Source organism: Streptomyces tanashiensis (genome assembly GCF_014648895.1).
In the GTDB taxonomy this organism is placed as follows: domain Bacteria; phylum Actinomycetota; class Actinomycetes; order Streptomycetales; family Streptomycetaceae; genus Streptomyces; species Streptomyces tanashiensis.
This window is the reverse complement of sequence record NZ_BMRZ01000014.1, coordinates 1-13,025: the sequence shown is the minus strand read 5'-3', so window position 1 is coordinate 13,025 and position 13,025 is coordinate 1. Positions and strand designations below refer to the sequence as shown.

The following is a 13,025-nucleotide window of genomic DNA, read 5'->3' as shown; positions in this document are numbered from 1 at the left end:
GAGCAGGACCGCACAACTCCCTTTCAGGCAACCGCCCCTGGACTTCTCGTCGAAGTCCAGGGGCGGTTCCGTTTTGTCCTGGCGGGGATGCTCGTTCCTGCGCTAAATAAGCTCCATGCAATCATCATCGCGCATGAAAGTTGCACTTGCCGGGGCCGTCCTCGGGCTCCTCGCGGCCTTCGCGGGACCCGGCTCCACCGCGTCGGCCACCCCCACCGACACCCCATCCACCGACACCACCGTCGGCGACATCACCGGCTTCGCCGCCGACGGAGCCGTCTACCGGCTGACCGCCGGGCACACGGAGGCCCGCGTCTCCTTCGTCACCGCCGACACCTTCCGCATCGAACTCGCCCCCGACGGCAGGTTCACCGACCCCACCGGCACCGACATCACGCTGCCCCAGGGCCCGCCGCCGGCCACCCGCTGGCGCGACCTCGGCGACCGCTACGAACTCGCCACCTCCCGGGTGACCCTGCGCGCCACCAAGTCACCGCTGCGGTTCTCGGCCGTGCGCGCCGACGGCACCCCGCTCTGGACCGAGACCCAGGGCCTCACCTGGAACCAGGACCGCACCGTCCAGACCCTCGCCCGCGGCGCCGACGAGCAGTTCTACGGCGCCGGCATGCAGAACGGCCGCGGCAACACCTCCCACCGCGACAAGACCGTCGAGGTCGGCGTCGACTACAACTGGAACGACGGCGGCCACCCCAACTCCGTCCCCTTCTACCTCTCCTCCGCGGGCTACGGCGTCTACCGCAACACCTACGCCCCCAACACCTACGCCTTCACCGAGCCCGTCACCACCAGCGCGAAGGAACAGCGCTTCGACGCCTACTACTTCGCCGGCAGCGGCCGGGACGCCCTCAAGGACGTCATCGGGCAGTACACCAAGCTCACCGGCAAGCCCTTCCTGCCGCCCGTGTACGGCCTGGAGATAGGCGACGCCGACTGCTACCTCCACAACGCCAACCGGGGCGAGCGCCGCACCCTAGACGCCCTGAAGGTCGCCGACGGCTACGTCGAGAACGACATGCCCAACGGCTGGATGCTCGTCAACGACGGCTACGGCTGCGGCTACGAGAACCTCGCCGAGGCCTCCACCGGCCTGGGCGAGCGGAACATGAAGCTCGGCCTGTGGACCGAGGACGGCATCGACCGCCTCGGCGATCAGGTCAAGGCCGGCCAGCGGGTCGCCAAGCTCGACGTCGCCTGGGTCGGCGAGGGCTACAAGTTCGCCCTCGACGGCTGCAAGGACGCCCACGCCGGCATCGAGGCCAACAGCGACGCCCGCGGCTTCACCTGGGCCCCCGAGAGCTGGTCCGGCGCCCAGCGCTGCGGCGTCCAGTGGTCCGGCGACCAGTCCGGCAGCTGGGAGTACATCCGCTGGCAGATCCCGACCTACGCGGGCGCGTCCATGTCCGGACTCGCCTACACCACCGGAGACGTCGACGGCATCTTCGGCGGCAGCGCCAAGACGTACACCCGCGACCTCCAGTGGAAGACCTTCCTGCCCGTCACCATGACCATGGACGGCTGGGCCGCCAACGACAAGCAGCCCTTCCGGTACGGCGAGCCGTACACCAGCATCAACCGCGCCTCGCTCAAGCTCCACGAGTCCCTGCTCCCGTACATCTACAGCCACGCCCACCGGGCCACGAAGACCGGCGTGGGCCTCGCCCGGCCGCTCGCCCTGGAGTACCCGGACGACCCGAAGGCCGCGACCGAGGCCGCGAAGTACGAGTTCCTCAGCGGGGAGGACTTCCTCGTCGCCCCCGTCTACCAGGACGCCGTCGAGCGCGACGGCATCTACCTCCCCGAGGGCACCTGGATCGACTACTGGAGCGGGCGCACCTACCGGGGCCCCGTCACCGTCGACGACTACAGCGCCCCGCTCGACACCCTGCCCCTCTTCGTCCGGGCCGGGGCGGTCGTCCCCATGTGGCCCGGCTCCATCCGCTCGTACCAGGACCGCGCCCCCGGCGACCCGATCGCCTGGGACGTCTACCCGAAGGGCAGCTCCTCCTTCGAGCTGTACGAGGACGACGGCGTCACCCGCGAGCACCGCACCGGGAAGTACGCCACCCAGCGTGCCGAGGTCCGCGCCCCGCAGGCCGGCCCCGGTGACGTCACCGTCCGCATCGGCGCGAGCACCGGCACGTACACCGGCAAGCCGGCCGCCCGGCCGTACGCCTTCACCGTCCACACCGGCGACGCCCCCGGCACGGTGAGGCTCGACGGGCGCAAGCTGCCCGGCCTCACCTCGCGCGCCGCCTTCGACGCGGCGGCCGAGGGCTGGTGGTACGACCGCGACGAGCGCGGGGGAGTGGTCCGGATCAAGACCGCCGACCGGTCCACCGCCCGCGGCTTCGAGCTGCGCCTGACCGACACCAGCGCCGTCGGCGGGGCCGTCCCCGGCGCCTCCGCCGTCCTCGCCGCCCCCGCCGGGCAGGAGCTCGGCGCCGGGACGCCCGGCACCGTCGCCGTGGACGTCACCGCGGGCACCCGGGACGCCACCGACGTACGCGTCTCCCTCGACGCCCCCGCCGGCTGGCAGGTCACCCCGGCCGCCCCGATCTCCCGCGTCCCGGCCGGCACCACCCGGCGGGTCGAGGTGGCCGTCACCCCGGCGGCCGAGGCGAAGCCCGGCGAGGCCACGCTCACGGCCACCGTCCGGCACCGCGCCGCGGGCACCGACCGCACGGCCGTCCAGCGCTTCGCACTCGGGGTGATGCCCCCGGCACCGACCGGCGACGCCTGGGCGAGCGACCTCGTCTGGCTGCGCTCCACCAACGGCTGGGGACCGCCCGAACGCGACCGCTCCAACGGCGAGTCCGGCGCCGCCGACGGCCGCGCGCTCACCCTGGCCGGAAAGACCTACGAGAAGGGCATCGGCGGCCACGCCGACTCCGACATCGAGGTCTACCTCGGCGGCCGCTGCACCACCTTCACCGCCGACGTCGGCATCGACGACGAGATCAACGGCTACGGGGACGTGGCCTTCTCCGTCGAGGCGGACGGCCGGGTGCTGTGGACCTCGCCCCGGCTGACCGGGGCCTCCGCGACCCTGCCCGTGAACGTCGACGTGACCGGCGCCCGGCACGTCCGGCTCCGGATCACGGACACCAACGGGTCGAAGAGCGGGGACCACGGCGACTGGGCGGCGGCCCGGTTCGGCTGCGCCTGACGCACGAACGGGAGGGGCGCCCTCGGGCACCCCTCCCGTTCCGTCCGCTGCTCCGAGCCGCTACTTCCCGGCCCCGCCGTCCACGTCGGGCGACGGGCCTTCGGGCCCCTCGGGCCCGTCGGCGGAAGCCTCGGCGGGTCCGTCCCCGGATACGTCGGCGGAACCCTCGGCCGGTCCCTCGCCGCGTTCCTCGCCGGGTTCCTCGGCCGGCCCCTCGGCGGCGTCCGCCCCCGGGACCGACTCGGGGCCCGGCTGCACCGGCTTCGGCGGGCGGGTCCGGCCGCTCCCCGGGTCCCGCAGGAACGCCGTGTCGCCGCCCTCCGTCGCCAGCCCCGGCCCGGAGCCGGGCTCGCGCCGCCGCAGATACCGCTCGAACTCGCGGGCGATCGCCTCGCCCGAGGCCTCCGGCAGCTCCGCCGTGTCCCGCGCCTCCTCCAGGGTCTGCACGTACTCGGCGACCTCGCTGTCCTCGGCGGCCAGCTGGTCCACGCCCAGCTGCCAGGCCCGCGCGTCCTCCGGCAGCTCGCCGAGCGGGATGCGCAGCCCGATCAGGTCCTCCAGGCGGTTGAGGAGCGCCAGGGTCGCCTTCGGGTTCGGCGGCTGCGACACGTAGTGCGGCACCGCCGCCCACAGACTCACCGCCGGCACGCCCGCGTGCGTGCACGCCTCCTGGAGGATCCCCACGATGCCCGTCGGGCCCTCGTACCGGGTCTCCTCCAGGTCCATCGTCCGCGCCAGGTCCGGATCGGAGGTCACCCCGCTGACCGGGACCGGCCGGGTGTGCGGGGTGTCGCCGAGCAGCGCGCCCAGGATCACCACCATCTCCACGCCCAGCTCGTGCGCGAAGGCGAGCAGCTCGTTGCAGAAGGAGCGCCAGCGCATCGAGGGCTCGATCCCGCGCACGAGCACCAGGTCGCGGGGCTTGTCGCCGCCGACCCGGACCACCGAGAGCCGGGTCGTCGGCCAGGTGATCTTTCTGACCCCGTTGTCCAGGAAGACCGTGGGGCGGTTGACCTGGAAGTCGTAGTAGTCCTCGGCGTCGAGCGCCGCGAACACCTCGCCCTTCCATTCCCGGTCGAGATGGGCGACCGCGGTGGAGGCGGCGTCGCCGGCGTCGTTCCAGCCCTCGAACGCGGCCACCATGACCGGGTCGATCAGCTCGGGTACCCCCTCGAGCTCGATCACCCAGCGCCTCCTTATTCGAAGTTCCTGTCGTACGGCCCCACCTTACGGCTTTCCGGCGGGCCGCCCGCAGTCCCCGGACTTCCCCGAAAACCCGTGCGGCCTTGATCGACTACCCAGGAACTCACCTCCGCACACGGCGGTGTCACTCCTCCCACAGAGTGCTCGGAGCCTCCCTCCGCACGACCGGCGCGATCTCCTCGGCGAAGCGCTGGAGCGTCTCCTCCTGCTCGGCCGTCGACTGGCCGAAGGTGTCGACCGTGACGGACTGCAGGTCGTGCCCGTAGTGCTCGTGGTAGCCGAGGATCTTGTCGATGATCTGCTGCGGCGAGCCGATCAGCTGGGGGCCGCCGGCGATCGCGTCCTCGATCGTCCGGAACGGCGTGTTGTACCCCGCCTTGCCCTCCAGGTGCGGCTTGAAGCTCTGCCGCACCTTCGCCTCGTACAGCTCCTTGTACCGGGCGACCGCCTGCTCGGGGGTGTCGGCGATGAGGAGCCCGCCGGAACCGGCCGCCACGCGCGCGTGGGCGGGATCGTGCCCGTACTCCTCGAACTTCTCGCGGTAGTGGGCGATGAGCTTCGCGTACGCCTCGCGCGGCTGGATCGCGTTGGCGGTGAAGAGCGGGTCACCGTGGATCGCCGCGAGCTCGGGGGAGTTGAGGCTGGTGGCCGAGCCGTGCCAGATCCGGGGCGGACCCGCGTACGGCCGGGGGACCGTGGTCACGTTCTTCAGCGGAGGCCGGAACTCGCCCTCCCAGTCGACGCCCTCCTCCGTCCAGAGACGGCGGAGCAGCTCGTACTTCTCCTTCTGGAGGTCCCACTGCCGCTCCTCGTCCAGGCCGAAGAGGTCGAAGTGACCGGCCTCCGCCCCCTTGCCGACGACGAGTTCGAGCCGGCCGCGGGAGAGCTGGTCGAGCGTCGCGTAGTCCTCGGCGACCCGGACGGGGTCGAGGATCGCGACCACGGTGACGCCGGTGAGCAGCCTGATCCGGCTGGTGCGGGCGGCCAGCGCGGCGAGCAGCACGGTCGGCGACGAGGAGAGGAACGCGCCCGCGTGCCGCTCGCCGACCGCGTACGCGTCGAAGCCGAGCCGTTCGGCGGTCTCGCCGAGCGTGACGACCTGCTCCAACCGGTCGGCGGCGGACAGCAGTTCGCCGGTGAGCGGGTGCGGGGAGTGGTGGACGATCGAGAGCACCTGAAACTTCATGTCTCAACTCTGCGCGCCGAGTGTTGCGGGCGTGTGGACGGCGCATGGCACGCGTGAGGGGCGGCCCCTCGGAGAGGAACCGCCCCTGTGCGCAAGGGAGTTGCGTGCGCGAGTTACTTGCGCAGCATCGACTCGACCCCGGCGCGGATCTCGTCCGTCGCGAGACCGCGGATGGTCAGCGTCGTCCGGCGGCGCAGCACGTCGTCCGCCGTCTCGGCCCACTCGTGGTCGCGGGCGTAGGCCACCTGCGCCCAGATCTCCGGCGCGTCCGGGTGGATCCGGCGGGCCAGCTCCGGGTTCTCGTTCGCCATCCGGGCGATGTCGAAGGAGAGCGAGCCGTAGTGCGTGGCCAGGTGCTTGGCGGTGTCGGCGGCCATGCGCGGGCCGGGCGCCGGACCGTCGACGAGCAGCCGGTGGGCGACCGCGTTCGGGTTGGCTATGCCGGGCAGCGGCAGCCGCTTCGGCAGCGCGGACACCGGCTCGTAGTCCTCGCCGAGCGGGTGGCCGGGGAGCTGCTCCAGCTTCTTCATCACCGTGCGGCCGATGTGGCGGAAGGTCGTCCACTTGCCGCCGGCCACGGACAGCATGCCGCCGCGGCCCTCGGTGACGACCGTCTCGCGCTTGGCCTTCGAGGTGTCGCCGGGACCGCCCGGGAGCACCCGCAGACCGGCGAAGGAGTACGTGATCAGGTCGCGCGAGAGCTGCTGGTCGCGGATGGAGAAGGCGGCCTCGTCCAGGATCTGGGCGGTGTCCTTCTCGGTGACCTCGACCTGACCGGGGTCGCCCTCGTACTCCTCGTCGGTGGTGCCGAGGAGCAGCATGTCCTCCCAGGGGAGGGCGAAGGTGATGCGGTACTTGTCGATCGGGGTGGCCAGCGCGGCCTTCCACGGCGAGGTCCGCTTGAGGACCAGGTGCGCACCCTTGGAGAGGCGGATGGAGGGGGCCGCGTTCGGGTCCTCCATCCTGCGCAGGTGGTCGACCCACGGGCCGGTCGCGTTGAGCACGAGCCGGGCGCTCACGCCGAACTCGTCGCCGGTGGTGCGGTCCTTCAGCTCCGCGCCGGTGACCCGGCCCCGGGTGAAGCGCAGGCCGGTGACCTCGGCGTGGTTGAGGACGGTGGCACCGGCGTCGACGGCGGCGCGGACCGTCATCAGCGCCATGCGGGCGTCGTTCATCTGGTCGTCGCCGTAGACGGCGACGGCCTTCAGGTTGTCGGTGCGCAGCTCCGGCACGTCCTGTGCGGCCTTGGCGGGGGAGAGCAGGTGCCCGACGCCGTCGCCGAAGGCCGAGAGGGCGCTGTAGGCGAAGACACCGGCACCGAGCTTGGCCGCGCCGTGCGGGCCGCCCTTGTAGACGGGCAGGTAGAAGGTGAGCGGGTTGGCGAGGTGCGGTGCCACCTGGCGCGAGACCGCACGCCGCTCGAAGTGGTTCTCCGCCACCAGCTTCACCGCGCCGGTCTGCAGGTAGCGCAGGCCGCCGTGGAGCAGCTTGGAGGAGGCGGAGGAGGTGGCGCCGGCGAAGTCGCCGGCGTCCACCAGGGCCACCCGCAGGCCCGACTGCGCGGCGTGCCAGGCGGTGGAGATGCCCAGGATGCCGCCGCCGATCACCAGGAGGTCGTACGTCGCCTTGGAAAGCTGTTCCCGGGTCTCGGCGCGGCTCGGCAGGGAACCGGCAGCCGGGTGCGTCCCCAGGGCAGGGACGCTCTGCAGGGTGGTCATCTCGTATTACTCCTCGTCCTCGATCCAGCCCATGGTCCGCTCGACGGCCTTGAGCCAGCTCTTGTACTCGCGGTCACGCTTGTCGGCGTCCATGCGAGGGGTCCATTCCGCCGCCCGGCGCCAGTTGGCGCGCAGCGCGTCGGTGTCCGGCCAGAAGCCGACGGCCAGGCCGGCGGCGTAGGCGGCGCCGAGGCAGGTGGTCTCGGCGACCATCGGACGCACGACGGGCGCGTCCAGGAAGTCCGAGAGGGTCTGCATCAGCAGGTTGTTGGAGGTCATGCCGCCGTCGACCTTGAGCGCGGTCAGCTCGACGCCGGAGTCCTTCGTCATGGCGTCGGTGATCTCGCGGGTCTGCCAGGCGGTGGCCTCCAGGACGGCGCGGGCGATGTGCGCCTTGGTGACGTACCGGGTGAGGCCGGCGATGACACCGCGCGCGTCGGAGCGCCAGTACGGGGCGAACAGGCCGGAGAAGGCCGGCACGAAGTAGGCGCCGCCGTTGTCCTCGACCGAGGACGCGAGGGTCTCGATCTCGGCGGCGGACTTGATCAGGCCCATCTGGTCGCGCATCCACTGCACCAGCGAACCGGTGACGGCGATCGAGCCCTCCAGGGCGTAGACCGGCTTCGCGTCGCCGATCTGGTAGCCGACCGTGGTCAGCAGGCCGCTGTAGGAGTTGATGATCTTGTCGCCGGTGTTCATCAGCATGAAGGTGCCGGTGCCGTACGTGGACTTGGCCTCGCCCTCGGCGAAACACGTCTGGCCGAACAGGGCGGCCTGCTGGTCGCCGAGCGCGGAGGCGACCGGGACGCCGTCGAGGATGCCGCCCTTGACCGCGCCGTACACCTCGGCGGAGGAGCGGATCTCCGGCAGCACGGCGGCCGGGATCTCCATGGACTGGAGGATCTTCTCGTCCCAGCTCATGGTGTGGAGGTTCATGAGCATGGTGCGGGAGGCGTTGGTGACGTCGGTGACGTGGTGGCCGCCGTCGACGCCGCCCGTGAGGTTCCAGATGACCCAGGAGTCCATGGTGCCGAAGAGGATGTCGCCGCGCTCGGCGCGCTCGCGCAGGCCCTCGACGTTGTCCAGCAGCCAGCGGACCTTCGGGCCGGAGAAGTAGCTCGCCAGCGGCAGGCCGGTCTCGCGGCGGAAGCGGTCCTGGCCGACGTTGCGGCCGAGCTCCTTGCAGAGGGCGTCGGTGCGGGTGTCCTGCCAGACGAGGGCGTTGTGGACGGGCTCACCGGTGTTCTTGTCCCAGAGCAGCGTGGTCTCGCGCTGGTTGGTGATGCCGATGGCCTTGACGTCGGCGGCGGTGATCTCCGCCTTCTCCAGGGCGCCGGTGACGACCTCCTGGACGTTGGCCCAGATCTCGGCGGCGTCGTGCTCGACCCAGCCCGGCTTCGGGAAGATCTGCTCGTGCTCCTTCTGGTCGACCGAGACGATCCGGCCGTCCTTGTCGAAGACGATGCAGCGCGAGGAGGTGGTGCCCTGGTCGATGGCCGCGATGAAGGGGCCGGAGGTGTGTGCGTCGGTCACGGTGTGCTCCAAGGGAAGTCTGGAAGAAGGACGGCTCAGGCGAACGCGATGTTGTAGATACCCGCGGCGAGGGCGCCACCGATCAGCGGACCGGCGACCGGGATCCAGGCGTAGCTCCAGTCGGAGCCGCCCTTGTTCGGCAGCGGGAGCAGGGCGTGCACGATGCGCGGGCCGAGGTCACGGGCCGGGTTGATGGCGTAACCGGTCGGGCCGCCGAGCGAGAGGCCGATGGAGACCACGACGAACGCGGTGATCAGGGCGCCGATGACGCCGAGGCCCTTGCCGCTGTCGTTGAGGCCCTGGGTGAGCACGGCCAGGACCAGCACGACGGTGCCGATGATCTCGGTGGCCAGGTTCTGCCAGGTGTTACGGATCTCGGGGCCCGTGGAGAAGACGCCGAGCACCGGGCCGGGGCCCTCGATCGGCGTCTCGCCGACGGTCTCCGGGTCCGTGAGGTGGGCCCGGAACTGGCCGTAGTAGGCCACCCAGACCAACGCCGCGCCGATCATCGCGCCGAGCATCTGGCCGGCGATGTAGACGGGGACGTTGTCCCACTCCCCGTCCTTGATCGCGATTCCGACCGTGACGGCGGGGTTCAGATGGGCGCCCGAGAGGGAAGCGGTCATGTAGACGGCCGTCATGACGGCGAAGCCCCACCCGAAGGTGATCGCGAGCCAGCCCGCGTTGCGGGCCTTGGAGCTCTTGAGCGTGACGGCGGCGCACACACCGCCGCCGAGCAGAATGAGAACGGCGGTACCGATGGTCTCGCCGAGGAAGATGTCGGAGCTGGACACCCGCGACTCCTTTGTCCTTCGTCCAGGGGAAGGCGAACCCCGGGTCCCTCCGGTGGTCCGCGCCCTCGTGTGAGGGCGTTGCCGGCCCTTGGCACTGCCACACTCTAGCGTGTATTGCCGTTAGGTGTTCGACAATGCCGACCGATGAACGGAAGTTTTGCCCCCGGGTTAACAGCGCGTCAAGGGTCTGGGAAGTGAAAAACCCGCCGATAACGCGATCGTTACCGGCGGGTTCGGTTCTGTACGGCGGGCGGTCGGGGCCGCCGCGCGTACGGGCGGTCAGAAGCGGCCGGCCCCCAGGTCCCGGGAGACCGCGCGGGCGCAGTCCCGCACGGCGGCCACCAGCTCCGGACGCAGCTCCCCGCCCGGACAGACCCGCTCCACGGCGCCCGTGACCGCCACCGCGCCCACCGGCATCCGCCGCCGGTCGTGGATCGGCGCCGCCACCGACGCCACGCCCTCCCAGGTCTCCTCCACGTCCGCCGCCCAGCCCCGGGCCCGCGTCATGTCGAGCAGCGACTCGAAGTCGACCAGCTCCGTGGTCGTCCGGGGCGTGAACGCCTCCCGGTCGACCTCCAGCACCTCGCTGTGCGCCACCGGGTCGTACGCCGACAGGACCTTGCCCAGCGCCGTGGAGTGCAGCGGCTGCATGGCCCCCACCTCCAGGACCTGACGGCTGTCGTCCGGCCGGAAGACGTGGTGCACGATCAGCACACCCTTCTGGTGCAGCACCCCCAGGTGCACGCTCTCGCCGCTGGACCGCGCCAGATCGTCCGTCCAGACCAGGGCGCGCGCCCGCAGCTCGTGCACGTCCAGATAGCTGTTGCCGAGGCGCAGCAGCTCCGCGCCCAGCTGGTAGCGGCCCGAGGCGGCGTCCTGCTCCACGAAGCCCTCCGCCTGGAGGGTGCGCAGGATGCCGTGGGCCGTCCCCTTGGCGAGTCCGATCGAGGACGCGATGTCGGACAGGCCGAGCCGGCGCTCGCCGCCCGCGAGCAGTCGCAGCATGGCCGCCGCTCTTTCAAGCGACTGGATGTTCTTCGCCATCGCCCGGCCCCTCACCCTTCTCATACTGTTCGACAATGCTGAACACTATCGGTCGATGCCGACCTTGCGTCACACCACACAGTGTCGGCCAAGGAGGGGCAGGACCGGGAGTCCCCGCACACAGGATGCCGTCCGGCCCGTGGGACGCCGTGTCCACCCCGGCCCCCACGCGGTTACGCTGGCCCCGTGCACCCTCCCCCGAGGGTGCAAAGCCGACAGCCGTCGCATCCCAGGGAGCTCATCCATGGCCTCGTTGCCGACCCCTTCCGCTGACAGCCGGACCCGCGCCGCCGCACTCCGCGAGGCACTCGCCAGCCGAGTCGTCGTCGCCGACGGAGCCATGGGCACCATGCTCCAGGCCCAGGACCCCACCCTCGAGGACTTCCAGAACCTCGAAGGATGCAACGAGATCCTGAACGTCACGCGGCCCGACATCGTCCGTTCGGTGCACGAGGCGTACTTCGAGGTCGGCGTCGACTGCGTCGAGACCAACACGTTCGGCTCCAACCACTCGGCCGCGGGCGAGTACGAGATCGCGGACCGGATCTTCGAGCTCTCCGAGGCCGGTGCCCGGATCGCCCGCGAGGTCGCCGACGAGTTCGGCGCCAAGGACGGCCGCCAGCGCTGGGTGCTCGGCTCGATCGGCCCGGGCACCAAGCTGCCCTCCCTCGGCCACATCGGGTACGGCGTGCTGCGCGACGGCTACCAGCAGAACGCCGAGGGCCTGCTGGCCGGCGGCGCCGACGCCCTGATCGTGGAGACGACCCAGGACCTGCTGCAGACCAAGTCCAGCATCATCGGCGCGCGCCGCGCGATGGACGCCCTCGGCGTGGACGTGCCGCTGATCTGTTCGCTCGCCTTCGAGACCACCGGCGTCATGCTGCTCGGCTCCGAGATCGGGGCGGCGCTGACCGCCCTGGAGCCCCTCGGCATCGACCTCATCGGCCTGAACTGCTCGACCGGCCCGGCCGAGATGAGCGAGCACCTGCGCTACCTCGCCCGCCACTCGCGCACGCCGCTCATGTGCATGCCGAACGCCGGCCTGCCCATCCTCACCAAGGACGGCGCGTACTTCCCGCTCACGGCCCCCGAGATGGCCGACGCGCAGGAGAACTTCGTCCGCGACTACGGCCTGTCCCTGGTCGGCGGCTGCTGCGGCTCGACGCCCGAGCACCTGCGCCACGTCGTCGAGCGGGTCCAGGGCCTCACGCCCCCCGAGCGCTCCCCGCGCCCCGAGCCGGGCGCCGCCTCGCTGTACCAGACCGTCCCGTTCCGGCAGGACACCTCGTACATGGCGATCGGCGAGCGGACGAACGCCAACGGTTCGAAGAAGTTCCGCGAGGCCATGCTCGAAGGCCGCTGGGACGACTGCGTCGAGATGGCCCGCGACCAGATCCGCGAGGGCGCGCACATGCTCGACCTCTGCGTGGACTACGTGGGCCGCGACGGCGTCGCCGACATGGAGGAGCTCGCCGGCCGCTTCGCCACCGCCTCCACCCTGCCGATCGTCCTCGACTCCACCGAGGTGGACGTCCTGCGGGCCGGCCTGGAGAAGCTCGGCGGCCGGGCCGTCATCAACTCGGTCAACTACGAGGACGGCGACGGACCCGAGTCCCGCTTCGCGAAGGTCACCCGACTGGCCCAGGAGCACGGCGCCGCCCTCATCGCCCTCACCATCGACGAGGAGGGTCAGGCCCGTAGCACCGAGCACAAGGTCGCCGTGGCCGAGCGCCTCATCGAGGACCTCACCGGCAACTGGGGCATCCACGAGTCGGACATCCTCATCGACGCCCTGACCTTCACGATCTGCACGGGCCAGGAGGAGTCGCGGAAGGACGGCATCGCCACGATCGAGGCGATCCGCGAGCTGAAGCGCCGCCGCCCGGACGTCCAGACCACGCTGGGCCTGTCGAACATCTCCTTCGGTCTCAACCCGGCCGCCCGGATCCTGCTCAACTCGGTCTTCCTCGACGAGTGCGTGAAGGCGGGCCTGGACTCGGCGATCGTCCACGCGTCGAAGATCCTGCCCATCGCCCGCTTCGACGAGGAGCAGGTCACCACCGCCCTCGACCTGATCTACGACCGGCGCGCCGAGGGCTACGACCCGCTGCAGAAGCTGATGGCCCTCTTCGAGGGCGCCACCACCAAGTCGATGAAGGCCGGCAAGACCGAGGAGCTCCTCGCGCTGCCGCTGGACGAGCGCCTCAAGCGGCGGATCGTCGACGGCGAGAAGAACGGCCTGGAGGCCGACCTCGACGAGGCCCTGGAGACCCGCCCGGCCCTCGACATCGTCAACGACACCCTCCTCGACGGCATGAAGACCGTCGGCGAGCTGTTCGGCTCGGGGCAGATGCAGCTGC

General features: G+C 71.3%; 8 protein-coding genes. 2 read left to right on the top strand and 6 right to left on the bottom strand.

Annotation, left to right across the window (positions count from 1 at the left end):
* Window positions 1-115: 115 nt before the first annotated feature.
* Window positions 116-3,187 (top strand): NPCBM/NEW2 domain-containing protein, encoded by a 3,072-nt coding sequence (locus IE237_RS30485; protein ID WP_189805360.1) that lies wholly within the window; start codon window positions 116-118, stop codon window positions 3,185-3,187.
* A 60-nt stretch (window positions 3,188-3,247) separates the two neighbouring features.
* On the opposite strand, the gene IE237_RS30480 is transcribed toward IE237_RS30485, so the two are convergent.
* The 6 genes from IE237_RS30480 to IE237_RS30455 form a co-directional block, all read right to left on the bottom strand.
* A complete protein-coding gene (locus IE237_RS30480) occupies window positions 3,248-4,372 on the bottom strand; it encodes a PAC2 family protein (RefSeq protein WP_189805359.1) in 1,125 nt (374 codons plus the stop codon).
* Window positions 4,373-4,514: 142 nt separating this feature from the next.
* Window positions 4,515-5,576 carry an LLM class flavin-dependent oxidoreductase gene (locus IE237_RS30475; RefSeq protein WP_189805358.1) on the bottom strand — a complete coding sequence of 354 codons (1,062 nt, stop codon included), beginning with the start codon at window positions 5,574-5,576 and terminating at the stop codon, window positions 4,515-4,517.
* A 113-nt stretch (window positions 5,577-5,689) separates the two neighbouring features.
* Complete coding sequence (locus tag IE237_RS30470; RefSeq protein WP_189805357.1) at window positions 5,690-7,294, bottom strand: glycerol-3-phosphate dehydrogenase/oxidase; 1,605 nt, start codon at window positions 7,292-7,294, stop codon at window positions 5,690-5,692.
* Window positions 7,295-7,300: 6 nt separating this feature from the next.
* Window positions 7,301-8,827, bottom strand: coding sequence for a glycerol kinase GlpK (gene glpK, locus IE237_RS30465; RefSeq protein WP_189805356.1), 1,527 nt, complete (start codon window positions 8,825-8,827; stop codon window positions 7,301-7,303).
* A gap of 35 nt (window positions 8,828-8,862) precedes the next feature.
* Complete coding sequence (locus IE237_RS30460) at window positions 8,863-9,621, bottom strand: MIP/aquaporin family protein (RefSeq protein WP_189805355.1); 759 nt, start codon at window positions 9,619-9,621, stop codon at window positions 8,863-8,865.
* Window positions 9,622-9,900: 279 nt separating this feature from the next.
* On the bottom strand, window positions 9,901-10,665 hold the full coding sequence (locus IE237_RS30455) for an IclR family transcriptional regulator (protein ID WP_189805354.1): 765 nt from the start codon (window positions 10,663-10,665) through the stop codon (window positions 9,901-9,903).
* Between the two features lie 244 nt (window positions 10,666-10,909).
* Between IE237_RS30455 and IE237_RS30450 the strand changes: the two genes are divergently transcribed.
* On the top strand, window positions 10,910-13,025 hold a 2,116-nt coding region (locus tag IE237_RS30450), incomplete at its 3' end, for a homocysteine S-methyltransferase family protein (RefSeq protein ID WP_189805353.1).